23 protein-coding genes and 1 tRNA gene are annotated in these 25,974 nt (G+C 70.6%); 10 read left to right on the forward strand and 14 right to left on the reverse strand.

Annotated elements, in window-relative coordinates; genetic code table 11:
- Window positions 1–38: 38 nt before the first annotated feature.
- The 4 genes from ACTJJP_RS03170 (at window position 39) to ACTJJP_RS03185 (ending at window position 2,730) form a co-directional block, all read left to right on the forward strand.
- Entirely contained in the window at window positions 39–530 is a 492-nt protein-coding gene (locus tag ACTJJP_RS03170; protein WP_440773577.1) for an NfeD family protein, read from the forward strand.
- Entirely contained in the window at window positions 527–1,471 is a 945-nt protein-coding gene (locus tag ACTJJP_RS03175) for an SPFH domain-containing protein (RefSeq protein ID WP_440773578.1), read from the forward strand. Before ACTJJP_RS03170 ends, ACTJJP_RS03175 begins: the two co-directional genes overlap by 4 nt.
- A complete protein-coding gene (locus ACTJJP_RS03180; RefSeq protein WP_440773579.1) occupies window positions 1,468–2,265 on the forward strand; it encodes a glycerophosphodiester phosphodiesterase family protein in 798 nt (265 codons plus the stop codon). The genes ACTJJP_RS03175 and ACTJJP_RS03180 overlap by 4 nt, the downstream gene beginning before the upstream one ends.
- 93 nt (window positions 2,266–2,358) lie before the next feature.
- On the forward strand, window positions 2,359–2,730 hold the full coding sequence (locus ACTJJP_RS03185) for an RNA polymerase-binding protein RbpA (protein ID WP_440773580.1): 372 nt from the start codon (window positions 2,359–2,361) through the stop codon (window positions 2,728–2,730).
- Between the two features lie 15 nt (window positions 2,731–2,745).
- Here ACTJJP_RS03185 and lnt read toward each other — a convergent pair whose 3' ends face one another.
- The 9 genes from lnt to ACTJJP_RS03230 all read right to left on the reverse strand — a co-directional run bounded on the left by lnt (window position 2,746) and on the right by ACTJJP_RS03230 (window position 12,819).
- Entirely contained in the window at window positions 2,746–4,335 is a 1,590-nt protein-coding gene (gene lnt, locus ACTJJP_RS03190; RefSeq protein WP_440773581.1) for an apolipoprotein N-acyltransferase, read from the reverse strand.
- Window positions 4,332–6,815: a DEAD/DEAH box helicase gene (locus ACTJJP_RS03195; protein WP_440773582.1), complete on the reverse strand. Its 2,484-nt coding sequence runs from the start codon at window positions 6,813–6,815 to the stop codon at window positions 4,332–4,334. Before ACTJJP_RS03195 ends, lnt begins: the two co-directional genes overlap by 4 nt.
- Window positions 6,812–7,573: a twin-arginine translocase subunit TatC gene (gene tatC / locus ACTJJP_RS03200; RefSeq protein ID WP_440773674.1), complete on the reverse strand. Its 762-nt coding sequence runs from the start codon at window positions 7,571–7,573 to the stop codon at window positions 6,812–6,814. The genes ACTJJP_RS03195 and tatC overlap by 4 nt, the downstream gene beginning before the upstream one ends.
- Before the next feature lie 63 nt (window positions 7,574–7,636).
- Entirely contained in the window at window positions 7,637–7,891 is a 255-nt protein-coding gene (gene tatA / locus ACTJJP_RS03205; RefSeq protein WP_440773583.1) for a Sec-independent protein translocase subunit TatA, read from the reverse strand.
- Between the two features lie 193 nt (window positions 7,892–8,084).
- On the reverse strand, window positions 8,085–9,062 hold the full coding sequence (locus tag ACTJJP_RS03210; protein ID WP_440773584.1) for a helix-turn-helix transcriptional regulator: 978 nt from the start codon (window positions 9,060–9,062) through the stop codon (window positions 8,085–8,087).
- A complete protein-coding gene (locus ACTJJP_RS03215) occupies window positions 9,059–10,051 on the reverse strand; it encodes a helix-turn-helix transcriptional regulator (RefSeq protein WP_440773585.1) in 993 nt (330 codons plus the stop codon). The genes ACTJJP_RS03210 and ACTJJP_RS03215 overlap by 4 nt, the downstream gene beginning before the upstream one ends.
- Window positions 10,052–10,147: 96 nt before the next feature.
- On the reverse strand, window positions 10,148–11,095 hold the full coding sequence (locus ACTJJP_RS03220) for an FKBP-type peptidyl-prolyl cis-trans isomerase (protein ID WP_440773586.1): 948 nt from the start codon (window positions 11,093–11,095) through the stop codon (window positions 10,148–10,150).
- A 9-nt stretch (window positions 11,096–11,104) separates the two neighbouring features.
- Complete coding sequence (locus ACTJJP_RS03225; protein WP_440773587.1) at window positions 11,105–12,124, reverse strand: tRNA (adenine-N1)-methyltransferase; 1,020 nt, start codon at window positions 12,122–12,124, stop codon at window positions 11,105–11,107.
- Window positions 12,121–12,819 carry an HAD family hydrolase gene (locus tag ACTJJP_RS03230; RefSeq protein WP_440773588.1) on the reverse strand — a complete coding sequence of 233 codons (699 nt, stop codon included), beginning with the start codon at window positions 12,817–12,819 and terminating at the stop codon, window positions 12,121–12,123. Before ACTJJP_RS03230 ends, ACTJJP_RS03225 begins: the two co-directional genes overlap by 4 nt.
- A gap of 212 nt (window positions 12,820–13,031) precedes the next feature.
- On the opposite strand from ACTJJP_RS03230, the gene ACTJJP_RS03235 reads away from it, so the two are divergent.
- Window positions 13,032–13,904: a PAC2 family protein gene (locus tag ACTJJP_RS03235; protein ID WP_440773589.1), complete on the forward strand. Its 873-nt coding sequence runs from the start codon at window positions 13,032–13,034 to the stop codon at window positions 13,902–13,904.
- Window positions 13,905–14,163: 259 nt separating this feature from the next.
- Here the strand turns inward: ACTJJP_RS03235 and ACTJJP_RS03240 are convergent, their stop codons facing one another.
- Together ACTJJP_RS03240 and ACTJJP_RS03245 are read right to left on the reverse strand one after the other, a co-directional pair.
- Complete coding sequence (locus ACTJJP_RS03240) at window positions 14,164–15,012, reverse strand: undecaprenyl-diphosphate phosphatase (protein WP_440773590.1); 849 nt, start codon at window positions 15,010–15,012, stop codon at window positions 14,164–14,166.
- A gap of 8 nt (window positions 15,013–15,020) precedes the next feature.
- Window positions 15,021–16,322 (reverse strand): M20/M25/M40 family metallo-hydrolase, encoded by a 1,302-nt coding sequence (locus ACTJJP_RS03245; RefSeq protein WP_440773591.1) that lies wholly within the window; start codon window positions 16,320–16,322, stop codon window positions 15,021–15,023.
- A gap of 202 nt (window positions 16,323–16,524) precedes the next feature.
- Between ACTJJP_RS03245 and ACTJJP_RS03250 the strand changes: the two genes are divergently transcribed.
- Both ACTJJP_RS03250 and ACTJJP_RS03255 read left to right on the forward strand, forming a co-directional pair.
- Window positions 16,525–16,610: transfer RNA gene (locus ACTJJP_RS03250), tRNA-Leu, on the forward strand.
- A 189-nt stretch (window positions 16,611–16,799) separates the two neighbouring features.
- Window positions 16,800–17,849, forward strand: a complete 1,050-nt coding sequence (locus ACTJJP_RS03255; protein ID WP_440773592.1) for an isopenicillin N synthase family dioxygenase — start codon at window positions 16,800–16,802, stop codon at window positions 17,847–17,849.
- A gap of 196 nt (window positions 17,850–18,045) precedes the next feature.
- Here ACTJJP_RS03255 and ACTJJP_RS03260 read toward each other — a convergent pair whose 3' ends face one another.
- Window positions 18,046–19,125: a VIT1/CCC1 transporter family protein gene (locus ACTJJP_RS03260; protein ID WP_440773593.1), complete on the reverse strand. Its 1,080-nt coding sequence runs from the start codon at window positions 19,123–19,125 to the stop codon at window positions 18,046–18,048.
- A 365-nt stretch (window positions 19,126–19,490) separates the two neighbouring features.
- Window positions 19,491–21,332, reverse strand: coding sequence for a DEAD/DEAH box helicase (locus tag ACTJJP_RS03265; RefSeq protein ID WP_440773675.1), 1,842 nt, complete (start codon window positions 21,330–21,332; stop codon window positions 19,491–19,493).
- A gap of 1,220 nt (window positions 21,333–22,552) precedes the next feature.
- Between ACTJJP_RS03265 and ACTJJP_RS03270 the strand changes: the two genes are divergently transcribed.
- Window positions 22,553–23,413 (forward strand): SGNH/GDSL hydrolase family protein, encoded by an 861-nt coding sequence (locus ACTJJP_RS03270; protein WP_440773594.1) that lies wholly within the window; start codon window positions 22,553–22,555, stop codon window positions 23,411–23,413.
- Between the two features lie 76 nt (window positions 23,414–23,489).
- Here ACTJJP_RS03270 and ACTJJP_RS03275 read toward each other — a convergent pair whose 3' ends face one another.
- Window positions 23,490–24,296 (reverse strand): TrmH family RNA methyltransferase, encoded by an 807-nt coding sequence (locus ACTJJP_RS03275; RefSeq protein ID WP_440773595.1) that lies wholly within the window; start codon window positions 24,294–24,296, stop codon window positions 23,490–23,492.
- Between the two features lie 111 nt (window positions 24,297–24,407).
- On the opposite strand from ACTJJP_RS03275, the gene ACTJJP_RS03280 reads away from it, so the two are divergent.
- A complete protein-coding gene (locus tag ACTJJP_RS03280) occupies window positions 24,408–25,256 on the forward strand; it encodes a Sir2 family NAD-dependent protein deacetylase (RefSeq protein ID WP_440773596.1) in 849 nt (282 codons plus the stop codon).
- An 88-nt stretch (window positions 25,257–25,344) separates the two neighbouring features.
- Complete coding sequence (locus ACTJJP_RS03285) at window positions 25,345–25,932, forward strand: histidine phosphatase family protein (protein WP_440773597.1); 588 nt, start codon at window positions 25,345–25,347, stop codon at window positions 25,930–25,932.
- The last annotated feature ends 42 nt before the right edge of the window (window positions 25,933–25,974 follow it).

Below are 25,974 nucleotides of genomic sequence, written 5' to 3' on the forward strand. Positions count from 1 at the left end.
CTCTCGCGAGTGCTACGTTCAGGCTCAGGAGGTGCGACATGGACGTTCTCTCCACCATCGACACGTGGGCCTGGATCGGCTGGCCCGTGTTGATCCTGGTCTTCCTGGTCGTCGAGATGCTCACCGGCGAGCTCACGTTCCTGATGCTGTCGGTGGGCGGTGCCGTGGGACTGCTGACCGGGCTGCTCGGCGCACCCCTGTGGGGACAGGTCCTCGTGGCCGCGCTCGCCGCCGGCGCTCTGCTCACCTTCCTGCGACCGCCCCTGCTGCGGCGCCTTCACCGCGGCGCCGACACCCGCCCCTTCAACGTCGAGGCCCTCGTCGGCCTCGAGGGCCTCGTGCTGTCGCGGGTATCACCGTCGGTCGCGGGGCAGGTCAAGCTCGTCAACGGCGACGTGTGGACCGCACGCGCCGACGCCGATACCCGACTCGACCCCGCCACGCGCATCGAGGTCGTCCGCATCGACGGCGCCACCGCCGTCGTCCGCGCCAGCGTGCAGCGCGCCCACGACCAGGAGGCCGCGACATGAACATCGACAGCATCATCCCCGCGACGATCGGGTGGGTCCTCGCGATCGCGGTGACGGTCTTCGTCATCGTCGTGATCTTCCGCGCCGTCCGCATCATCCCGCAGGCCCGCGCGGGGGTGGTCGAGCGGCTCGGGCGGTATCACAAGACCCTCATGCCGGGTCTGAATCTCGTCGTCCCCCTCGTCGACCGAGTGCGACCGCTCATCGACATGCGCGAGCAAGTGGTGTCGTTCCCGCCGCAACCGGTCATCACCGAGGACAACCTCGTCGTCTCGATCGACACTGTCGTCTACTTCCAGGTCACCGACGCCCGCGCCGCGACCTACGAGATCGCCAACTACCTCGGCGCCGTCGAGCAGCTGACCACCACGACCCTGCGCAACGTGGTGGGCGGGCTGAATCTCGAGCAGGCGCTCACCAGCCGCGACAACATCAACGGCCAGCTCCGGGTGGTCCTCGACGAGGCGACGGGCAAATGGGGCATCCGGGTCGGACGCGTCGAGCTCAAGGCCATCGACCCGCCGCACTCGATCCAGGATTCGATGGAGAAGCAGATGAGGGCCGAACGCGACCGCCGCGCCGCGATCCTGACGGCCGAGGGGTCGAAGCAGTCGCAGATCCTCGAAGCCGAGGGGCGGCGCCAGGCCGCCATCCTCGAGGCCGAAGGCGACAAGCAGGCCGCGGTGCTGCGTGCGCAGGGCGAGGCCGAGGCGATCCACTCCGTGTTCACGGCGATCCACGAGGGGCGCCCCGACGACAAACTGCTCGCGTACCAGTACCTGCAGACCCTGCCGAAGATCAGCGACAGCTCCTCCAGCAAGCTGTGGATCATCCCGAGCGAGTTCACCGAGGCCCTCAAGGGCATCTCGGGCGCCTTCGCCCCGCGGCCGGGGAACGACGACGCACCCGCTGTCGCACCCGAGGACGCCCCGGCCCGATGACGCGGCACCCGTATCTCTCCCCCGACACCCCGCGCGTACTCGCCCACCGGGGACTGGTGACACCGGATGCCGCGCGGCACGGGGTGGTCGAGAACTCTTTCGCCGCGGTCGCCGAGGCGCACGCCGCGGGCCTCGTCTATGTCGAGTCGGACTGCCACCTCACCGCCGACGGGGCGGTCGTGCTGTTCCACGACGACGACCTCCGGCGCGTGGCCGACGACCCCCGCGCCATCGCCGACGTGCGTCTGCACGAGCTCGAGGAGATCATGTCCGACCGCGGCGGGCTCATCACGCTCGCGCAGGCACTCGAGGCGTTCCCCGAGGTGCGCTTCAACCTCGATGTGAAGGCCGCCGCGGCGGCGGAGCACGTGGGTCGGCTCGTCGCACCGCACACCGCACGGGTGCTGCTGACCAGCTTCTCGGACGAACGGCGGCACGCGGCCCTGCGGGCGGTCGCCGCGGCGGGTGCGACCCTGCCACCGGCGACCTCCCCCGGCTCGTCGACCGTGGCGCGGCTGGTGGCGGCTCGCGCACTGCATCGGAAGACCCGGGTCCGCCGGCTGCTCGCCGGCCTCGACGCCCTCCAGATCCCCGAACGCCAGGGTCCCGTGCGCGTCGTGACGGACGGACTGATCCGCGACGCGCACGCCGCGGGCGTCGAGGTGCACGTGTGGACGATCAACGACGACGTCGACATGCGGCGCCTGCTCGACCTCGGCGTGGACGGACTCGTCACCGATCGCGGCGACATCGCCCTGGCGCTGGTGAACGGGCGGGGAACGACGGCTGTCTGAGCATCGTCTGTGAAAGCCTCGTCGTCGCCCGAGGTTCGAATAAAGCGCACAGGTGCACGCGTTATACATGGTGACCGACGAGAGGACCACACAATGGCAGACCGCAGTCTCCGCGGCATCCGACTCGGCGCCCAAAGCCTCCAAAGCGAAGATGGCGTCGTGTTTCACGACCGTGCTCAGCACACCTACAACTGCAGCACCTGTGGACGTGACACCACTCTGACGTTCGCCGCCGACGCCGAGGTTCCCGACGCCTGGGAGTGCCGCACGTGCGGCGCCGAGGCGTTGCTGCGCATCGGCGACGGCATGGCGACCGTCGACCACAGCGCCGACAAGGCCGCACGTACCCACTGGGACATGCTGCTCGAGCGTCGCACCCTCCCCGAGCTGGAAGAGCTGCTCGAGGAACGCCTCGCCTTCGTCCGCGCGCGACGCGGAGCGGGTGGCGAGAAGCTCAGCGCCTGACGCTGACCGACGAGTTCAGACGCCGGCCCCCTCGGGGGTCGGCGTCTTTCTCGTGCCTCGGGCGCGCACGAACGCCAGAACGCCCGCGGCGACGAGCCCTGCGAGACTCCCCCACCCCAGGATGATCTTCACCGCGGGCCCGATGATCACCGCGGGAGTGAGTCCGCTGCGCAGCGGAACGTCGGTGAGCATGTGCCCCGCCGTGTCGATCGGCAGGTCGTCGAGCGTCGACCCGTCGGGAGCGATGACCTGGCTCGTGCCCACCGTCGAGAGGTTGACCACCGAACGCCCGGTCTCGATCGCCCGCATGCGCGCGAACGCGAGCTGCTGGAGGTTCTCGTCGGTCCCGCGGAAGTCGGCGTTGTTCGTCTGGAACATGTACACCTGGGCCCCCTCGGCGGCGCCGTCCCAAACGACGTCGTCGTAGATGACGTCGAAGCAGATCGCCAGTCCCACACCGATGCCGTTCACATCGATCAACGGAGCCGCGGTGCCCGGGGTGTACTCCCGGCCGATGAGTCCGATGAGGTCGGGGGCGAACGGCTCCCAGAAGGCACGGTCGGGCACGTACTCCCCGAACGGCACCGGATTGCGCTTGTCGTACGTCGCGCCGACCTGCCCCTCGGCCGTCCACAGCAGCGAGGAATTGAACAGCTGCGACCCCCTCTCGGTCACCGCCGAGATCAGCAGGGGCGCGTCGACCCGCCGCGCGAGCTGCTGCAGCACCGCCGCCGTCGACGCGTTCGCGGTGGGATCGGAGTCCACCCCGCCCTCCGGCCACAGCAGCACGTCCATGTCCTGGCCGAGCAGAGGGGCGGATGCCGCGAGCTGCGCGTCCAGGACGGCACCGCGCGCCCGCTGGTCGAAGTAGCCCGCCGGCCCGTTGCCCTGCACCGCGCCCACGCGCATCGATCCCGCCGCCGTCGTCGGGAACGCGGGCAGGGCGACGAGGATCACCAGGACGACGGCCGCGGGTACGACGCGCACGATCCGGCGGAGGCCCCCCGCCCGCACCAGTTCGACGCCCATTGCGCACAGCAGCACGACCAGGAACGACAGCCCCGACATACCCACCCACGAAGCGACCTCGGCGAAGGGGCCGTTCACCTGCGAGACGCCGATGCGCCCCCAGGGGAAACCGCCGTAGGGCCACGAGCCGACGATCTGCTCCCGAAGCGTCCACAGGCCCGCAACGAGTGCCGGGAGCAGCACGAGGCGCCCGAGTGCGCCGGGGGCGATCCGCGGCATCCATCGATACGCGAGCGCGATCGGAACGGCGAGCACCGCCGTCAGCAGCGATTCGAGCACCGACAGGGCGAGCCAGGGCACGGGGCCGAGGTAACGCGCCGTGAAGAGCAGGTTGACCGAGAAGAAGGCGGCGCCGAAGAGCGATCCGACCAGCACGGCCGACCAGAATCGACGGCCGATGAGGGTGACGAGCGTCAGGACGACCGCGGGCACCGCCATCGGCCACCACGCCAGCGCGGGATAAGCCGTCACCAGGAGCAGCCCCGCCACCACCGCCAGCGGAGCGGCATACGCCAGACGCAGCAGGGGCGCGGCCGCATCGGCCCGGTTCGCGGGCGTCACGGGAACGGCGCTCATGCCGACGTGTACGCCACGATGCCCCGGCGCACGGAATCCAACGCCGTGCGCGCGGTCTTCGCCAGCTTCGGTTCGGCGACGAGCGAGATCTGATCCAGCAGGTCGATCGTCTGCTTCGCCCAGCGCACGAAGTCCCCTGCCGCCATGTCGGCGAGGGTCAGCACGCTGTCGAGCGGGAGTCCCTTCGCCCAGGCGTGCATTGCGGGAGACAGGCCCGACGCGGGAGACTCCGACCCGGGGAGACGGTGATCGCGCTCGAGGTCGTCGAGCTCCTGCCACAGCGTCTGCGTGGCATCCAGGGCGGCGCGGAAGGCGCCGCGCGGCAGTCCCCGCTCCCCCGGCCCCGCCTCGTCGCGCCGGGGCTCGTACACCAGGCAGCACGCGAGGGCGGCGAGGGAGGGCGCGTCGAGCCCCTCCCACAGGCTCTGACGCAGCGACTCCGCCACGAGCAGGTCGCGCTCGCCGTAGATGCGGCGCATCGTGCGGCCCGCGGGAGTGAGGACGGTCGCGCCGTCCTCCTCGACGCGGACGTATTCGAGCGCGGCGAGCACCTCGACCACGCGGTCGAACACGCGCGCGACGGTGCCGGTGCGCTGGTCGATCTGCTGGCGGATCTTGTCGGTGGATCGCTTGAGCTTCCAGTAGCGCTCGGCCCAGCGCGCGTGCGCCTCGCGATCGGGGCATGACTGGCACGGATGCCGTTGCATGCGCTTGCGCAGCGAGTGGATCTGCTGCTGCCGCTCGTCGCGGAGGCGCCGGGGCGCGGTCGCGTCCCGCCGGTTGATCTTCTCGAGATCGCTGAGCTCGCGGCGGATCGTGGAGTACTCGCGGAAGTCTCCGCGGTCGCACGTCATGGCCTTCTCGTAGCCGTCGAGCGACTCTTCGGCATCCTTCACCTGCCGCGCCAGACCCACGACCGAGCGGTCGGCCTGGAACTGCGCGAACGACGACTCGAGGATCTCGCGCGCGCGGGCGCGCCCGAACTGGTCGATGAGGTTCACGGCCATGTTGTAGGTCGGCCGGAAGCTCGAGTTCAGCGGGTAGGTACGGCGCGATGCGAGAGCCGCAACAGACTGCGGGTCGAGTCCCTCGGTGAACTGCACGACCGCGTGGCCCTCGACGTCGATACCCCGGCGACCGGCGCGACCGGTGAGCTGGGTGTACTCGCCCGAGGTGATGGCGACGCGCGCCTCGCCGTTGAACTTCTCGAGCTTCTCGAGCACGACGGTGCGCGCGGGCATGTTGATGCCGAGCGCGAGCGTCTCGGTGGCGAAGACGACCTTGACGAGCTTGCGGCGGAAGAGCTCTTCGACGACCTCTTTGAAGGCCGGCAGGAGCCCTGCGTGGTGGGCGGCCATGCCCCGTTCGAGGTTGTCGCGCCACTCCCAGAAGTGCAGCACGGCAAGGTCTTCGTCTTTGAGGGTGAAGGTCAGCTCGTCGACGATCTGGCGGATCTCGACCCGTTCCTCGGCCGAGGTCAGTCGCACGTTCGCGCGGCGCAGTTGCTGCACGGCGGCGTCGCATCCGGCGCGGCTGAAGATGAAGAAGATGGCGGGCAGCAGGTGGCTGCGCTGCAGAAGCTCGACGACCTCGGGGCGGTCGATGCGCTCGATGCGCGGGCCCTGCGAGGCGCGGACGGGCTTGTGTCCCCCACGCCGCTGGTGCGCGTGCCGCGGACCGCCGGCGTGACGGGCGGAGCGGAACTCCTGCGCGCGGCGGTTGTTCTCGTAGCCCCCGGCATTGCCGCCGCGGATGCGCAGGAGTTCTTGGTTCACCTGAGCCGTTGCCACACCCGCCCGATCGTCGAACAGGGGAAGCAGGTCGCCGCGCACGAGCACGTGCTGCTCGAGGGGCACCGGCCGCGTCTCCGACACGATGACCTCGGTGTCGCCGCGGACGGTATCGAGCCAGTCGCCGAACTCTTCGGCGTTGGACACGGTCGCCGACAGCGACACGAGCTTCACCGACGGTGGGAGGTGGATGATCACTTCCTCCCACACCGCGCCGCGGAAGCGGTCGGCGAGGTAATGCACCTCGTCCATCACGACGAATCGCAGGCCTCGCAGCGCCGGGGAGTCGGCGTAGAGCATGTTGCGCAGGACCTCGGTGGTCATCACCACGATCCGCGCGGAGGCGTTGATGTTGGTGTCGCCCGTGAGCAGGCCGACCTCGTCGTCGCCGTACACCTCTTGCAGTTCGTGGAACTTCTGGTTCGACAGCGCCTTGATGGGCGTGGTGTAGAACGCCTTGTCGCCGGGCTCGAGCATCGCCAAGTGGATGGCGAACTCGCCGACGATGGTCTTGCCCGCGCCGGTGGGGGCGGCGACCAGCACGCTCCGCCCGTCTTCGAGGGCGTGGCATCCGGCGATCTGGAAGTCGTCGAGTTCGAAGCGCTGCATCTCGGCGAAGTCCGCGGTGTGCGGGTGCGCCGAGCGGGCACTGGCACGAGCGAAGCGCTCGGCCGGGCTGGGTCCACTCACGCGATGGGCCCCGACGCCATCTCCGACGCCGCGACCCGACGCGCCTTGCGGCGGTCGAACAGCATCGACAGTCCCGCGGCGGCGAAGAACAGCACCACCAGGATGCCGGCGAGCATCAGCATGCTCACCACGTCGGCGGCGGGCGTGGCGAGAGCCGAGAAGATCGTGGCGATGAGGATGGCGACCCGCCACCCCTTCAGGATCGCTTTGCCGCTCATCACCCCCGCCACGTTCAGCGCCACCAGGAACACCGGCAGCACGAACGAGACGCCCACCACGATCAGCAGCTTGAAGACGAAGTCGTAGTAGTCGACGGCATTGTAGAAGTTGACGCCGCCCTCGGGCGTGAAGCCCCACATCAGCTCGATCACGTGCGGCACGATCAACAGGCCGACCCAGCAGCCGATGAAGAACAGCGGTACAGCGGATGCCACGAAGCCGACGGTGTAGCGGATCTCTTTGCGCGTGAGTCCGGGCATGATGAACGCCCAGATCTGCCACAGCCAGATCGGCGCCGACAGGAAGATGCCGATCGAGAAGGCGATCCGCATGCGCAGATCGAACGCCGAGGTCACCGAGGTGAAGTTCAGTGCCGAGAAGTCGTCACCGCGGCGCTCCGCGATCACGCGGATCGGCTCGGTGATCAGGTGGATGATCGGATCGGTGATGACGAACGCGACCACCATGCCGACCACGAGCGCCGCGGCCGCCCACATGAGTCGCTTGCGCAACTCGATCAGGTGCGCCCCGATCGACATGCGCTTGTCTCGCCGCGGCCCCTCGGGCACGTCGATCCGCGGCGGTCCTGCCGTCGCCACCGGTTAGACGGTGGGGTCGTTCGACCTGCGCGGCTCCGGGGCCGCGGTCGGGGTCGTGCCGGCGTCTGTGGCGCGCGGAGCCTCGGCGGACGACGCGGAGATCTCGTCGTCGCGCTTCATCTCCTTCATCTCGCTCTTGAAGACGCGAGCGGACTGTCCCATGCTCTTCGCGAGCGCGGGGAGCTTGGCGGCGCCGAACAGAAGCAGGATGACGGCTAGGACGACCAGCAGGTGCCATCCGGTCAAACCCTGGAACATGGTGACTCCTCGTCGTCGTCGGGCGTAGGTCTCAGTCTAACCCGCACACCTGTCTCCGGGCCGGGAGACGCGGAGAGGTCGACGGATCACGGGCGATCCGGCGCGACGTGCGCGTCGGCACCGCGTGCATGATCCCTCCGCCGGGCGAGCGTCTCGTCGCCGGGAGGCACACGGCTTGTCGAGCCTCGACCGGTCAGGGCTGCGCGGCGGCGTACTGCGCGAGGCCCGCCGCCGCCCACTCCGCCGCGGCGCGGCGCGCCCCCGCCGGCTCGAGCAGCTCGACCTCGCCGCCGCGGCGGGCGGCCAGGCGCTTCAGACTCTGCTCGTCGGCGAGACGCAGGGAGGCCACCGACGTGTCGTCGTCGGACTCCTCGATCTCCGCACGCTCGAGATAGTCGGCCAGCAGGGGTGCGACAGCCCGCGGAAAACGCAGTCGCGCCACGACCTCGTCGTCCGACGGCGCGAACAGGTCGGGCACGTCGTCGCCGCCGTGCACGGCCGGGATGCCGGTGAGGGCGGCATCGCTCACGCGGTCGAGGTGGAACGTGCGCACGGCCTGTCGCAGGTGGCACCAGCCCTGCAGGTACCACTGGTCGTTGGCGATGTGCACCTTGATCGGGTCGACCGTGCGGGTGGTGGGCCCTGCCCCGGGGGCGCGATAGGTGAAGGTCACGGCCACGCGTTCGCGGAGCGCGCGATCGACGACGTCGCGCACACCGTCGACGGGACCGGGAGCCACGATGACGGCGGGAGGGGCGGAGGCGGCACCGCGGGCGAGCTTGCCGAGCAGACCCGTCACGAGCTCGTTGTCGCCGAGACCGGGAAGGCTCCGCGCCAGCTGCAGCCCCGCCAGCAGCGCTGCCGCCTCGCGGGCGGTGAGCCGCGGGGAGCGTTCGAGGCCCACCGAGTTCGTGATCGCGATCACCTCTTCGCGGTCGAGCAGGTCCCAGTCGATGTCGAACAGGTCGTGCGGCAGCTGCCAGTAACCGCTCTCGCCGGGCAGGCCGATCACGGTCAGACGCTCGACCATCGTGCGCATCTCGCCGGGCGTCACGTCGAAATCCGCCGCAGCCTCGGCGACGGAGACCTCGCCCTTGCCGAGCAGGTAGGGCACGAGCTGCAGGAGGAGCGCAGCGCGGTCGAGGGCGGCGACGGGACGTTCGGCACTCACGCGGCACCCCCGTGCAGGCGCAGGGTCGCCTCGAGTCGGCGCACCACCTCGGCGCGCAGGTCATCGGGTGCGACCACGCGCACCTCGGGTCCGTACGAAGCGAGCTCGTCGGCGAAGACGTGCAGGTCGACGTACGGCACGACGATGCCCTGCGGTGCGTCCTCGGCGCGCCGGGCGAGGCGCAGCGCGGCCTCGGTTCCGGGGTGCACCTCGAGCAGCGCGCGCTGACGGTCGGCGACACGGCGCAGACCCTCGAGTGCCCGCTCCCCCGCCCCCTCGCGGAGCTCAGCCGGGAAGCCGGCGCGCGTCACGACGACGTCGCCGACGATCCGCGACAGCAGGAAGGTGCGATCGGCATCCATGTTGAGGTCGAACCCGAACACGTGCCACCGTGCCTCGTACTCCAACAGTGCCAGGGGACGGATGCGACGCTCCCGCGGACGCGCCTCGCCGGGACGCAGGTAGGTGAACGTGACGACACGGCTCTGCTCGATGGCGCGCTGGAGCGCGGGGAACGACCCATCCCGCACGCGGATGCGCGGCGCGTACCCGATGATCGGCTCGTCGACGGGGATGCCGAGGGCCCGGATCTTGCGCAGACCGCTGCGCGCGTCGGCCGAGAGCGATTCGCTGCCCCACACGCTGCCCGCGATGTTGAGCAGAGCCACCTCCGCCGGGCTGAAGGAGATGTCGTCGGGGAGCGAGTACTCCGCCGTCGGCACGCGGTAGCGCGCCTCGCGGAGATCGTCGGGATCGGTGCGATTGCCGATCGTCTCGATCGGGACGCCCAGCCCCCGCAGGCTCTCCTTGTCGCGCTCGAACATCTTCTCGAGCGCGTCCTTCGATGCGCCCGCCTCGAGCTGTTCGCGGTAGCCGGCGACGGAGGAGAGGATCGTGTCCTTGGTCAGGCCCTGCTCGGTCGCCATCAGGGCGACGACGAGGTTCACCAAGCGCTCCTCGGGAGCACTACGGAACGAGGCGGCGGACACTCGCCCATCCTAGGCGGCGTGACGGACCGCGCTGCCGACGCGCGGGTCGACGCAGCGGGAGCCCGGGCGTCGGTCGCCGTCGAACGGGCGTCGTCCTCAGCCGGCGACGCCGAGGATGTCGACCACGTAGACCAGGGCGCGGTCGGCGGGAGCCTGCAGGATCTGCTGGTCCTGCTCGGTCTGATCGGCGGGAACGACGATGAGCACCTGCGAACCGACCGTCTGCCCCTCGAGGGCCGCGGCCATCGCGGGCGGAAGCACCGACACCGTCGCCTGGCCGGGCGCACCGTTCTTCCACGTCGAGGCGAAGGTCGTGTCGGCGCCCCAGGCGACACCCTGCACATGGATGACCACGGAGGAGTCGGCGGTCAGCGTCTCACCGTCGCCCTTCTTGATGGTCTGCGACCGCGCCTCGGTCGGGGCGTCGCCCGCGGGGATGACCACACCGGGCTGTCCGTCGGGCGCCCGCACGACCGAGGGCATGCCCGAGTCGGCGTTGTACTGGTCGGCACCGTCGGCGGCGGGCAGGAACACCTTGCGGACGTCGAACACGAACACCGCGCCGTCGCCCTCGGCAACCCCGAGCGCCTGCGCGCCCTGGGCACCGAGGTCGGCACCCGGGATCGCGATCGCGACGCGCGATCCCTCGGCCACGCAACGCATCAGCGGCCCGAGGGAGGGAACGGCCTGGGTGAGACGAGGCAGCGGCGTGGCCGTTGCGACGTCGGCGTTGTAGGGAGTCGCGACCAGCTGCTCACCGGACGCGGCGTCGAGCACCGTGACGTCGACGAGAGCGAGCTGCGAGTCGGTGGTGATGCGGGGGCCGCCGCCCTCGATGAGCGTGGCGGTGCCCGCCTGCGTCGGCACGAAGGGTGACCGCACCGAGACGGTGGGCACCGATCCGACCGCTCCCGGGGCGTCGACGACCGACGCGATCGCACTGTCGGAGGGCGTCGGGCACGACGAGGCGGCGGATGCCGAGCACCCGACGAGGCCGAGTCCGGCCAGGGCGGTCACGGCCACGAGAGCGGGAAGTCTGCGCACCGGAACAGTTTAGGCGGTCGGGCGGGGCTCCTCCGACGCGGTACCCGCGACCGACTGCCTCACGCCGTCCGCGGACTTCTGCGCCTCGCGCACGCGCTTGCGCAGGTTCTTGTCGGTGATCTCGCGATCGCCCACGGCGCCGGGGGTCCACAGCTCCACGTCGTCGTCTCCGTAGCTCGACTTCGACGCGCGGCGCTTGACCTCGGGCGGGACCGCTCCGGGCGCGAGGCGCCGGGCGGTGACGAGGAAGCCCGTGTGCGCGACCATGCGGTGATCGGGGCGCACCGCGAGGCCCTCGACGTGCCACCCGCGGACCATCGTCTCGCTGGCATCCGGTTCGGTGAACAGACCCGTGCCGCGGATGTACTCGGCCACGCGGCTGAGCTGGGTCGCGGTCGCGATGTAGCAGAGCACGACGCCGCCGGGGGTGAGCGCGTCGGCCGCGGCGTCGATGCACTCCCAGGGGGCGAGCATGTCGAGCACGATGCGGTCGACGGATGCCGGAGCCACGGCGTCCGGAAGACTCTCGACGAGATCGCCCACGATCACCTGCCAGGACGCCGGCAGCGCGCCGTGGAAGGTCTCGACATTGGCGCGCGCGACCTCGGCGAACTCCTCGCGGCGTTCGAACGACAGCAGGCGTCCCGCGGGACCGATCGCCCGCAGCAGCCACAGCGACAGCGCGCCGGAACCCACTCCGGCCTCCACGACCGTGGCGCCCGGGAAGATGTCGGCCTGCGCCAGGATCTGCGCGGCGTCCTTCGGGTAGACGATGGCGGCGCCGCGGGGCATCGACATGACGAAGTCGCGCAGAAGCGGCCGGACCGCCAGGTAGTCGTGACCGGAGCTGTTGGTCACGACGCTGCCGTCGGGCTTATCGACCAGCAGTTCGTGCTTGAGCACGCCGTTGTGGGTGTGCAGCTCGCCCTGATCGCGCAGGGTGATGGTGTGCATGCGCCCCTTGGGGCCGGTCAGCTGTACCCGGTCGCCGACCCGGAAGGGGCCGCTCAGGTGGGGGGTCTCGCTCATCGGGTCACTCGCGTCTCATCGGGGCGGGTCGGGGCGCACGCGGCGTGCAGCGCCCGCAGGTCGGTGGCGGTTCGCCCCGCGAGATCGGGCCACAGCGTGTGGGCGCCGACGTCATCGAGGGGCACCATCAGCGGAACGCCGAGCGACACCGCGCCGCTGGCGAGGGCCGAGCGCAGGCCGTTGGGGCTGTCTTCGATGGCGACGGTGTCGCGGATGTCGACGCCCAGCAGGGCGGCGGCCTGCAGGTACGGATCGGGGTGGGGCTTGGGGCGCTCGACATCGTCTCCGGCGACGACGACGTCGAACGCCGGGAAGTCGATGAGGTCGACGACCGACAGCGCCATACGCCGCATCGACATCGTGACGAGCGCCGTCTTGACGCCGGCGGCCTTGAGATCGGCGAGCAGTTCGCGGGCACCGGGGCGGAACGGCACACCGGTAGCGGCGAGCTGACGCAGCACCTCGTCGGTGAGGTGGGCGATGATCTCGTCGGTCCCCCACGGGACGCCGGCGTTCTGGAGCAGGCGAGCGGAGTCCTCGAGGGCGAGACCGACCATCGCCAGGGCCTGCCCGTGCGACCACGTGCCGCCGAAGCGTTCGACGAGCGGGGTCTCGGCGGCCATCCAGTACGGCTCGGTGTCGACGAGCGTGCCGTCCATGTCCCACAGGACCGCCGCGAGGGCCGAAGAAGTCATCGTTCCATCGTATCCAGGGCGGGCGCCGCCGCCGTCCGCGGGGGCCCGCTCGTGCACGACAGCGCATGCCGGCGTCGGCGCGCCGTTCACGCGCCGGCGCCCTCGACGTGTCACCGCAACGGCCCGCCGTCGTGCAGGGCGACGTCGTCCGACCGGTGTCGCGCGCGTGCGCCTATCCTGGAATTCAGCCCCGACGGGGCAGAGGAGGTTGCGTGGACGCACTGGGTCGCCGGATCATCGTCGCCGCGTTCGACGGGTGGAACGACGCCGGAGAAGCCGCGTCGGCGGCAGCGTCGATGCTGCGGGCCGACGTCGAGTACGACGTCGTGCACTCCGTGGACCCCGAGTTGTACTTCGATTACCAGTACACGCGTCCCCAGATCGGGCTGGATGCCGAGGGGCGACGCACCCTCACCTGGCCGGAGGCGAAGCTGCTGCGCCCCACGCGACGCTCCGACGATGCCGAGATCTGGCTGCTCGTCGGCGTCGAACCCGCCCGCGCCTGGCAGGCCTTCGCCGCCGAGTTCATCGACGTGGCGCTGCGCGAGGACGTCACGGGCTTCGTCGCCCTGGGGTCGATGATGTCGGACGTGCCGCACACCCGGCCCATCTCGGTCTTCGCCGGCAGCGACAACGACGGCGTCCGACAGTCGCTCGGGCTCGAACGGAGTCTCTACGAGGGACCCGTGGGCATCCTGAGCGCGATCGGCCACGCGTCGGAGCAGGTCGGCATCCCGACGGCGAGCCTGTGGGCCAGCGTGCCGCATTACGTCGCGGGCCACACCCCGTCGCCCAAGGCCACTCTCGCGCTGCTCGAGCGCCTCGAGTCGATCACCGGCATCACCGTGCCGCGCGGCGACCTGGAAGCCGAGTCGCGGCAGTGGGAGGCGTCGATCGACGCGGCAGCCGCCGACGACGACGAGATGAGCGATTACATCCGTCAGCTCGAGCAGACGCGCGACACGTGGGACTCCCCCGAGGCGTCCGGCGACGCCATCGCGCAAGAGTTCGAGCGCTACCTCCGTCGCGGCGGTGGGGGCGACGGGCCCACCAAGCCCGGCCGCGACGACCCGCCTCGACGCTGACGGTCGGCGATCGCGGGTCACGTTCCCTTCGGCGAGCTCGGGGACCCCGCGCCAGCTGCAGGAGCCCCGCCCGTTCGCAAACCTCACGCACGTTCCGCGGACCTCACGCCGGTTCCGCGGACCTCACGCCGGTTCGCGGACCTCACGACGGCACGGAACCCCGACCGGGGTGGCCGAGCATGTCGACGCCACCGGCTCCCCGCCCCGCATGACGAAGGCGCCGCCCCGGTGGGGGCGGCGCCTTCGTGGCATCCGGAACTCAGCTCGCGATGATCGCCGACTCCGCCGGCACCACCCCCAGGACGAGGAGCACGATGATCACGATGCCGAGGATCACGCGGTAGATCACGAACGGCAGGAAGCTTCCGCGCTTGAGGTACTGCATGAGGAACGCGATCACGAGGTAGCCCACGACGAAGGCGATGACGGTCGCGATGGCCGTCTCGCCCAGGTTGTAGGGCCCGGTGCCCTCGTCGAAGCTCTTGTACAGCTCGTACAGCCCACTGGCGAAGACGGCGGGCACGGCGAGCAGGAACGAGTACTCGGCGACGGCGGTGCGCTTGTACCCGAGCGCGCGCCCGAGCGTCGTGGTCGCACCGGAGCGCGAGACACCCGGCACGAGAGCCAGCGCCTGCGCGAAACCGTACGCGATGCCGTGCGGGTAGGTGAGGTCGTCGAGGTCGCGACGGCGCTTGCCGTAGTGGTCGGCGAGGCCGAGCAGGATGCCGAAGACGATGAGCACGACCGCGGTGATCCACAGGCTGCGGAAGTTGTCGCGGATGAGGCTCTGCAGCACCACGCCGAGGAGCGCGATGGGGATCGTGCCGATGATGACGAGCCAGCCCATGCGAGCGTCGGGATCGTTGCGGGGCACCTTTCCGCGCAGCGAACCGAACCACCGCGAGATGACGCGGCCGATCTTGTGGCGGAAGTAGATCAGGACGGCGAGCTCGGTACCGATCTGCGTGATCGCGGTGAAGGTCGCGCCGGGGTCGGTCTGCGACGGGAGGAACTCGCCCACGATGCGCAGGTGCGCACTGGAGGAGATGGGGAGGAATTCGGTGAGGCCCTGAACGAGCCCGAGGATGATGACCTCGAAGATATGCATGCGGTCCTTCAGTACGTCCGGAGGAGGTCGGCGAGAACACGACGACCGAACTCGAGCGCGTCGACGGGGACGCGCTCGTCGACACCGTGGAACATTCCGGTGAAGTCGAGATCGGCGGGAAGTCGCAACGGTGCGAATCCGTAACCGGAGATTCCGAGGGCGGAGAGGGCCTTGTTGTCGGTGCCGCCGCCCATGAGGTAGGGCACGACGGGCACGCCCGGGTCGTGGCGGTCGAGCTGCGCGATCATCGCGTCGACGAGGTCGCCGGCGAAAGGCACCTCGAGACCGATGTCCTGGTGGACGATCTCGATCTCGATGTCGTCGCCGACGATGCGGCGGATGTCGGCGAGGGCCACGGCCTCCGTGCCCGGCAGCACGCGAACGTCGATCAGCGCCTCGGCTCGGTCGGGGATGACATTGTGCTTGTATCCCGCGGTGAGACCCGTCGGATTCGTCGTCGTCCGCAGCGTGGACCGGATGAAGCTGGCTGCCGCACCGGTGCGCAGAGCGAGGGAGTCGGGGTCACCCGCGTCGTCACCCGTGATCGCGGCGAGGCCCGCCAGCAGGGCCGCCGTGGTGTCGGTGAGGCGGATGGGCCACTCGGTCTGTCCAAGCCGCGTCACCGCCTCGGCGAGGCGGGTGACGGCGTTGTCGGGATGCAGACCGCTGCCGTGGCCGGCGCGACCGCGGGCGATGAGCTTGATCCAGATCAGGGCCTTCTCGCCTACCTGCAGCAGGTAGGCCCGGCGGACACCGACCGCGATGGAGTACCCGCCGACCTCGCTGATCGCCTCCGTCGCACCCGCGAACCATTCGGGACGGTCCGTGATGACACGCGCCGATCCCTCGACGCCGCCGTTCTCCTCGTCGGCGAAGAAGGTGACGATCACGTCGCGTTCGGGTTGTTCGCCCGCGCGCAGCAGATCGGCGACGGAGGTGAGGATCATGGCATCCATGTCCTTCATGTCGACGGCGCCACGCCCCCACAGGATGCCGTCGCGGATCTCACCGGCGAACGGGTCGACGCTCCAATCCTCGGCGACCGCGGGAACGACGTCGAGGTGCCCGTGCAGGATCAGCGCGGGCTTGTCGGGGTTGCGGCCCGGAACGCGGGCGCACACGTTGGTGCGGCGCTCGACGGGCTCGTAGTAGTCGGTGTCGAGCCCGAGTGCTTCAAGGTAGGCGCCGACGTACTCGGCGGCCTCGCGCTCGCCGTTGGCGCGGCCGCCGCCGTAGTTCGAGGTGTCGAACCGGATGAGGTCGGACGCGACGCGTGCCACTTCGGGGACGACGGTTTCGCGCTCGGACATGCGCACTACCGTACCGGGGTGCGGCGACCTCTCCTGTCGCTCGCTGCCCTGGGGAGGACGGGCGATGCCCCCGGTCCGGTGCGCGGCGCCGTCGACCGCCGGGTGGAGGCGGCGGGACGCGCCCGGGGCGGCCCATCGGTTCGAGTCGCGGTCTCGGGCATGGTAATGTCGTTCCTCGTTGCGCAAGCGACATACACCCAATGCGCGGGTGGCGGAATAGGTAGACGCGCTAGCTTGAGGTGCTAGTGCCCTTTAACGGGCGTGGGGGTTCAAGTCCCCCCTCGCGCACAGAATGAAGAAGGCCCCGGATTCGTCCGGGGCCTTCTTCGTTGTCTGCGGGAGTGGGAGGATTTCGGACCCGTTCGAGGTTGGGCCCACGCCGCCTAATACTCGGCGCGCTGCCCAGCGGCGCTCGCACCCGCGCTTCCGTGACGCCGCGGAAACACCGACGTGACACGGCGCGCTTAGCGTCGAGACATGGCTTCTTTCCGCGTGCCCACGATCGACATCTCCGCCTGGGTGGGACCGGGATCGCCCGATGCGCGCGCGGCCGTGGTCGCCGCCGTCGACCACGCGTGCCGCACCGTCGGGTTCATGCAGGTCGTGGGTCATGGCATCCATCCCGCCGTGATCGGCGATCTGGCGAGCGCTCTCGATCGGTTCTTCGCCCTGCCCCTCGAGACGAAGAAGCGGTACGTTCGCCCGGCCTCCGAGAACCGTGGGTACTCGCCCCCGAAAAGCGAGTCGTTGAGTTACAGCCTGGGCGTGGATCCGGTCACGCGGATGAACGATTTCTTCGAGGCGTTCAACGTGGGGACCTCGTGGCGGGAGTACCACGGGACGACCGCGACAGCATCCGACTACGCCGAGAACACGTGGCCCGACGACGCGGCGGACTTCGAGCCGGCGGTGAGCGCCTACTACGACGAGGCGCGGCGGGTGGCGCAGACCCTGACGCGCGTGTTCGCGGCCGCGCTACGGGTGCCCGACGACTTCTTCGGCTCCATCACGGGGCAATCGATCGATGTGCTGCGGATGAACAATTACGCGTTGCCGCCGGGATCCATCGAGCTGGATGCCGAGCTGACGGGCATGGGCGAACACACCGACTTCGGGCTGGTGACCGTCCTGTGGGCCGATCGCGTCGCCGGGCTGCAGGTACTCGGACAGGACGGCTCGTGGAACGACGTCTCCCCGGCGGAGGGAGCGCTGCTGGTCAACCTCGGCGACGTCGCCGCGCGGCTGACGAACGACAAGTGGCTGTCGACGCTGCACCGGGTGAAGCCCCCGGTCATCGACGGCACGATCGAGCGGCGACGGTCGGCGGCGTTCTTCCACGACGGCGACGCCGACGCGGTGATCGCGCCGCTGCGGCACTTCACCTCGGACGAGTCGCCGGCCCTGTACGACCCGGTGACCGTGCGAGAGCACATCACGGCCAAGCTCGCCGGCTCCCGCGCGGGCCGCAAGAACGTCAGCGCGGTGCGCGAGGCGGCGAGAGTGGCAGCGGCGGCGAATCGCGACTGAGGGACGGGGTGGCTCGGGGGCTGCCGCTCGATCCTCGTGACGCGCAACCGGTGCGAAAAACGCGTCTCGCGAGAAGAAACGCCCTGTCGTCGCGCTTCTCCCTGGGGATCGCGTTTCTCGATGGGGACGTCAGGGTCGCTCACCATCACCCGCCCCCGCCGACACGCATCCCGAAGCGCTTCGCGGGCCAGCCGTGTCAGGCGGCCGACACACCGAACAACAGCCCGAGCGCGTAGGTCACCGCCGCGGCGCCGAAGCCGATCGCGAGCTGACGCAGACCGCGCTTGAGCGGGGACGCGCCCGAGAGCAGACCCACCATCGCGCCGGTGGCCATGAGGGCGATACCCACCAGCACGAGCGCCAGCACCACCGCACCGAAGCCGGTCATGCCGAAGATCCACGGCAGCACCGGGATGATCGCCCCCGAGGCGAAGAACAGGAAGCTCGAGATCGACGCTCCCCATGCGCTGCCGACGACGTCGTGCGAGGACTCCCCCGGGGCCGCCGCGACCGGCGCGGTGCCCGCCTGCGCGGCGGTGACGGTCTCGCGGGCCTTGGCGAGCGCGGCATCCGGATCCATCCCGCGCGTGCGGTAGACGAGGGCGAGCTCGTTCGCGTCCAGGTCGAGATGAGGAAGAGCCGAATCGGCGAAGTCGCTCTCTTCGGTCGCCTCGAGCAGCTCGCGTTGCGAGCGGACCGACACGAACTCCCCCGCGCCCATCGACAGGGCTCCGGCGAGCAGGCCCGCGATTCCGCTGAAGAGCACGAAGCTGGGGGCGACGCCGGTCGCGCCGACGCCCATCACGAGCGCGAGGTTGGAGACGAGACCGTCGTTGGCCCCGAAGACGGCGGCGCGGAAGGTTCCCGAGAGGCGGCGGCGTCCGCGTGCGGCGAGTCCGCGGACCACCTCGTGATGCACCCGCTCGTCGGCCGCCATCGCCGGTGTCGCGTACGGCTCATCGGCGTACGGTGAGCGCGCCTCGGCGTTCTGCGCGAGGGCGAGGACGAAGATCGAGCCGAAGCGGCGCGCCATCCACGCCAGCAGGACGGTGCCGACACCGGGCTGCGGCAGACGCTGGGGCTGCTCGCCGAGGAGGCCGATCCAGTGCTGTTCGTGGCGGCCCTCGGCCTCGGCGAGGGCGAGCAGGATCTCGCGCTCCTCGCCGCTGCGGCGGGATGCGAGCTCGCGGTAGACGCGGGCCTCGGCGCGCTCATCGACGAGATAGCGCGCCCAGCGACGGCGATCACGGGCGGTGGGGGTGGCGAGGGTCGTCACGGGGGCTCCTTCGGGTCGTCCCCCACCGTAATGAGGCGGTTTCACTCCCCCGGGCGCGTCGACCGATACTGACAGCATTTCGGGTCTCCGAAGCCCGGGAAGACGCGGATTCCCGCGGAGGGATGCCAGCATTTCGGGGCCGCGAAAACGCCACCGGCGCGGGCTGACCGCGTGCACCGCTGCGCGCCGCGTGCCCGCCCGGGTGAGGCGCTACGCCTCCGGAGGCGCGTGCCTGCCGGGTGAGGCGCTGCGCCTCCGGAGGCGCGTGCCTACCGAGTAAGGCGCTACGCCTCCGGAGGCGCGTGCCTACCGAGTGAGGCGCTACGCCTCCGGAGGCGCGTGCCTGCCGGGTGAGGCGCTGCGCCTCAGGAGTGCACGCGTCGTCGCAGCACGTCGATGCGCGCTTGCAATTGCGCGACCGTGGCGTGCGAGACGGCGGGCCCGCCGCAGATGCGCCGGAGCTCGGCGTGCACGAGACCGTGCGGCTCGCCGCTCTGTCGGGCGTAGAGGCCGACCATGGTGTTGAGGAGCTGTCGCTGCTCCTTCAGAGTGCGGTGCAGCGGGGCGGGCAGACCGCCGTCGTCGACGGAAGGTGGCTCGACGCCGCTCTCCTTCTCGGTCGCCTCGCGTGTGGAGCGATGACGCGATTGCCGGGTCGCCCGCGACATGAGCACCTCGTGCACTTGATCGGGTTCGAGAAGACCCGGGATGCCGAGGAACTCCTCCTCCTCGATGGTCCCGGGCACCGCGAGTTGCCCGAACTCCTGCCCGTCGAAGAGCACACGGTCGAAGTGCGCGAGCGAGCCGAGCGCCTGGTACTCGAACTCCTGCTCGAGCGCGTCGGATGCCTTGTCCTCGCGCTCGGCGGCATCCATCATGTCTTCTTCGGCGTTCCACTGGTCTTCCGCATCGCTGTCGCGGTCGAGAGCGTGGTCACGCTGCGCCTCCATCTCGCCGGCGAGGGCGAGCAGCTGCGGAACGTTCGGCAGGAACACGCTCGCCGTCTCTCCGCGGCGGCGGGCGCGGACGAAGCGGCCGATGGCCTGCGCGAAGAAGAGGGGCGTCGAGGCGCTGGTCGCGTACACGCCCACTGCGAGGCGCGGGACGTCGACGCCCTCCGACACCATGCGGACGGCGACCATCCATCGGCTCGTGCCCTTCGAGAACGTCTCGATGCGACCCGAGGCCTCGGCCTCGTCGGAGAGGACGATCGTCACCTTCTCGCCGCTGATGTCCTCGAGGATGGCGGCATACGCACGCGCGGCGGTCTGGTCGGTCGCGATGACGAGGCCCCCGGCATCCGGAACCGTCTCGCGCACCTCCGTGAGGCGGCGGTCGGCGGAGCGCAGCACGGCCGGGATCCAGTCGCCGTTGGGGTCGAGGGCGGTACGCCAGGCCTGCGAGGTGATGTCCTTGGTGTTGTCCTGGCCGAGCTGGGCCTCCATCTCCTCGCCCGCCTTGGTGCGCCAGCGCATCTGCCCGGCGTAGACGAGGAAGAAGACGGGGCGCACGACGCCGTCGTCGAGCGCGCGACGGTAACCGTAGGCGTAGTCGGTGCGCGAGAGACGGATTCCCTTGGCGTTCGGGTGGTACTCCACGAACGGGATGGGGGCGGTGTCGCTGCGGAACGGCGTCCCCGACAGCAGCAGGCGCCGGGTCGCCCGGTTGTAGGCCTCGCGCAGGGCGTCACCCCAACTGAGGGCGTCGCCGCCGTGGTGCACCTCGTCGAGGATGACGAGGGTCCTGGCATCCATCGTCAGACGCTGATGGACCTCGGCTTTGACCGCCACCTGCGCGTAGGTGACCGCGACACCGTGATACTGCCGCGAGGGCGTGGCGTGGCGGTTGGAGAAGAAGGGGTCGAGACGGATGCCGACCCGCGCGGCCGCCTCGGCCCACTGGGTCTTGAGGTGCTCGGTGGGGGCGACGACGACGATGCGGTCGACGACCCGGCGCCGCATGAGCTCGGATGCGAGGCGGAGGGCGAAAGTCGTCTTACCGGCGCCGGGCGTCGCGGCGGCGAGGAAGTCGCGGGGGCCTTTGCCCTCGCCGTCGGGTCCGTCGAGGCCGAAGTAGAGATCGAGCGCCTCAGCCTGCCACGCCCGCAAGCGCTGGGCGGTTCCCCACGGCGCGCGCTGGGGGAAGGAAGGCGAGAGGTGCTCCGCGGCGAAGGAGCCGAAGTGGGGCTCGGCGCCGTCGGTGGGCAGGGGTTCCTCACCCGGGACCGGGTGGTCGGCGACGGGGGCGGTGGCATGAGCCGGGTCGAGCGGTGGGGATGCCGCGGGGTCGGTGAACGCGTCGACCGGGTCGGCTGGGTCGGCTGGGTCGTTGAACGCGTCGACCGGGTCGGCCGGGTCGCTGAACGCGTTGACCGGGCTCGAGTCGCGGGCACGGGATCCCGGCGCGATCGAGGCGGAGGGGTCCTCGCCGCTGCGTGGGCCGGGGCTCGCGATGCGGGTGCGGACCGAGTCGCGGCTTGCGACGGGGTCGGGACGTGCGGCAGGGCCGGGTTCCGCGACGTGGCCGGGATGTGCGACAGGGCCGGGACTTGCGACAGGACCGGGACTTGCGACAGGACCGGGGCTGGCGACAGGACCGGGGCTGGCGACAGGACCGGGACTTGCGACAGGACCGGGGCTGGCGACAGGACCGGGGCTGGCGATGCGCGGCTTCGCCGAAGCGGGGCCGTCGGTGTGGGGAAGGTTCGGGGTGCGGGCTTCTGCTTCCAGCATCGAACCTCCTTCCCACGCGAGCGCGAACATCCACGATAGGCGTTCCCACGACGCGCGGCGCCGCCCTGTGAGTCGTTCCGCCCTCTCATCAGCGAGAAACGCGAACCGCGGGCAGAAACGACGTGAGGGTGCGTTTCTCGACGTGGATGACGTTTCTCAGCGTGAGTGGCGACCGCGGCCCGACCGACCTCGACCGGCACCGGCGGCGGTGGCGGTGGCGGTGACTCGACGCGAGAAACGCGAACCGCGGGCAGAAACGACACCACAGTGCGTTTCTCGACGTGGATGGCGTTTCTCAGCGTGGGTGGCGACCGTCGCACAACCACGCACGGACCGGCGGCCGCGACGGCGGCGGTGACGACGACGACGGTGGCGAAGGGTGGCGGCGATGGCGGCGGTCGCGGTGCTTCGACGCGAGAAACGCGAACCGCGGGCAGAAACGACATGACAGCACGTTTCTCGACGCGGACCGCGTTTCTCGGCGTGGGCAGCGACACCACAGCACGTTTCTCGACGCGGACGGCGTTTCTCGGCGTGGGCAGCGACACCACAGCACGTTTCTCGACGCGGACGGCGTTTCTCGGCGTGGGGGCGGCGCCGCGAGCGAGTTCGCCTCCGCGACGGGGCCCGCAGACCGTCGCCCTACGCCTCGAGTGATGTCGGAGGGCGGGGTTAGCCTGGAGGTGGAGGTTTCGATGACACTCGATCCGCACTCGCCCCGCACCTCGCCCTTGCCCGACAACCCCGGTCCGCACCCGTGGCGGCGCTACGTCGCTCTGGGCGACTCGTTCACCGAGGGCATCGGCGATCCCCTGCCCGACGGCGGTCATCGCGGCTGGGCCGACCGTGTCGCCGAGGTTCTCGCCGCGCAGGTCGACGACTTCGCGTACGCGAACCTCGCGGTGCGCGGCAAGCTCATCGCGCAGATCGTCGCCGACCAGATCGAGCCCGCGCTAGCGCTCAAGCCCGACTTGATCACCTTCTCCGCCGGGGGGAACGACGTCATCCGTCCCGGCAGCGATCCTGACGCGGTCTCGCGGCAGTTCGAGGATGCCGTCGTGCGCCTTCGCCGCGACGATGCCACCGTCGTGGTGTTCACGGCCATCGACACGGAGTTCACGCCCGTGTTCCGCGGCATCCGGGGCAAGGTCGCGATCTACAACGAGAACGTCCGCGCGATCGCCGACGCCCACGATTGCATCGTCGCCGATCAGTGGGGGCTGAAAGAGGTGCAGGACATGCGCTTCTTCGACGACGACCGCCTGCACTACAACCCGCTCGGCCACCACGAGGTGGCGCGCATGGTGTTGCGCGCGTTGAACGTTCCCAACGACCTCCAGCCGCACCAGCCTGAAGCCCTCGCGGCCACCACGTGGCGCGCTGCGCGGGAGAAAGACCTGGTGTGGGCGCGTTCCTATCTGATGCCGTGGGTGCTGCGACGACTGCGACACCAGTCGTCGGGTGACCACGTGCAAGCCAAACGACCCGAACCGCTGCCGGTGACGACGCTCGCCCCGGGAAGGGATGCCGCCGCCTCTCCCGAAAGGCCGGTGTGACCGTGTCGCCGGGCGACGACTCGTCGGTCGTGAGCCAGGACACGCGCCGCAGCCATGGGATCCGTGAATCGGACGATCAGCGCCGCCCGCGCCCGAGCTCCCACAGCGCGACCGCGCTCGCAGCTGCGACGTTGAGGGAGTCCACGCCCCCGGCCATGGGAATCGTCACGATCGAGTCGGCCGCGGCGAGCGCGTGACGGCTCAGCCCGTCGCCCTCGGCGCCGAGCAGGAGAGCGACCCGCTCGTGGCCCTCGGCCGAGAAGGCGTCGAGGGTGACAGCGTCGTCGGCGAGGGCGAGGGCGGCGAGGTGCAGGCCCGCCGCGTGCAGCTGCGGCTTCGCCTCCGACCATTCGGGCAGTCGCGTCCACGGCACCTGGAACACCGTGCCCATGCTGACGCGGACGCTCCGCCGGTAGAGCGGGTCGGCGCAACGCGGCGTGACGAGCACGGCATCCGCTCCGAGGGCGGCCGCGGAGCGGAACGCGGCCCCGATGTTGGTGTGGTCGACGATGTCTTCGAGGACGACGACGAGACGTGCTCCCGCGACGACGTCGGCGACCGAGGCGAGTGCCGGACGGTGCATGGATGCCAGGAGCCCCCGGTGCACGACGTACCCGGTGACCTGCTCGGCGACGTCGGCGGGGACGACGTACACCTCGGCATCCTCCCCCACGAGGGAGACGGCGTCGGCGAGGAACTTCTCCTGCACGAGGACCGAGCGGGGGTGGTGGCCGGCGCGGAGCGCGCGATCGAGCACCTTCGACGACTCGGCGATGTAGAGGCCGCCCGCCGGCTCCGTGACGCGGCGCAACGACACGTCGGTGAGGTCGCGGTAGTCGGTGAGACGAGGGTCGTCGGCGGAGTCGAGGGGGATGACGGGCATCGTCCCATCGTGCCAGCCGTGTCGGCGACGCCGGACGCTCGGACGTGCGCAGCGCCCCCGTGCGAGCCGGCGTCGGCGCCCCGCCGTAGACTCGGTGCGACGGAGGTGTGCATGACCGACACGACGAAGGATGCCGGGTTCTCGGCATCCATCGATCGGGCTGTCGAGGTGCTCGCCGGGCGGCGCATCGCGGTGCTGACCGGCGCGGGCGTGTCGACGGATTCGGGCATTCCGGACTACCGCGGCAAGGGCGCGCCGACGCGCACGCCGATGACCGCGCAGCAGTTCCTCGCCAGCGCCGATGCGCGCCGCCGCTACTGGGTGGGCAGCCACCTCGGATGGAAGGTGTTCGCCGCGGCCGAGCCGAACGACGGGCATCGCGCCCTCGCCGACCTCGAGACCGCGGGAGTGGCCAACGGCGTCGTCACGCAGAACGTCGACGGTCTGCACGTGCGCGCGGGCAGCGGGCGGGTCGTGGAGCTGCACGGGACCATGCGCCGCGTGGGCTGCCTGCAGTGCGGGCAGGTGTTCGACCGCCGCGACCTGGCCGAGCGCGTCGAGGCCGACAACCCGTGGATCAGCCTCCCCGCGAACGTCGAGCTGGGTCCCGACGGCGACGTGACGCCGGCATCGGCCGAGGGCTTCGTCGTTCCGGTGTGCTCGGTGTGCGGTGGCACCCTGAAGCCCGACGTGGTGTTCTTCGGCGAGTACATCCCGGTCGAGAAGTTCCGCGAGGCCGAGCAGCTGGTGCACACCAGCGACGCTCTCGTGGTGGCGGGGTCTTCGCTCGTGGTGAACTCGGGCATCCGACTCGTCGAGCGGGCGCGTCGCAAGCGCCTGCCGGTGGTGATCGTGAACCGCGGGGAGACCCGCGCCGATCAGCGTGCGACGGTGAAGATCGACGGCGGAACGACCGACGCCCTGCGTGCGTTCGCGGAGCGGCTGCCCGGACTGCTCTGACCGGTCTCGGGGCACCCCCGAGCTCGGCGGTACGCGGGGATCTGCCCCGCGCGGAGCGTGACCTGGGGCGCTCGGTTAGGCTCGAACCGTGACGATCCTGACCCTCGTGCGACACGGTGAGACCGACTGGAACTCCGGGGGCCGCATCCAGGGCTCGACCGACATCCCCCTGAATGACACCGGCCGCGGCCAGGCGCGCGACCTCGCCGAGCGTCTCGCGACCGAGTACGCGGGGCGTGAGGTGGTCATCGTCTCGAGCGACCTCTCGCGCGCGGCCGAGACCGCCGACGTGATCGCCGCGGCCCTGGGCGCGACGGTGAGCCGACGGATGCCCGGGCTGCAGGAGCGGTCCTACGGCGACGCGGAGGGGATGGACGTCCCGACCTTCTACGAGACGTACGGGCCGTGGCACGTGGCCGACGTGCCCAACGCCGAGTCGTGGCCTGTGGTGCGCGAGCGGGCGCTGGCCGCGCTCGCCGAGGTCGTCGCCGAGACGCCCGAGGGCGTCGACGTCATCGCTGTCGCGCACGGCGCGCTGATCCGCGAGGTCATCATGTTCGCCACCGACGGGGCGTTCCCGCGAGAGGGCGAGCGCCTGCCGAACTGCTCGGCGACGACGTTCCGCCTCAACGGTGAAGCGTGGGAGATGCTCACCTACGCGGGCGTCGCGAGCTGACGTCGAAGCCGCGTTCGGGCGGCCCCTGCCGGGTCCCGCAGC

This window comes from Microbacterium sp. 22296, from assembly GCF_052045385.1.
Classification (GTDB): domain Bacteria; phylum Actinomycetota; class Actinomycetes; order Actinomycetales; family Microbacteriaceae; genus Microbacterium.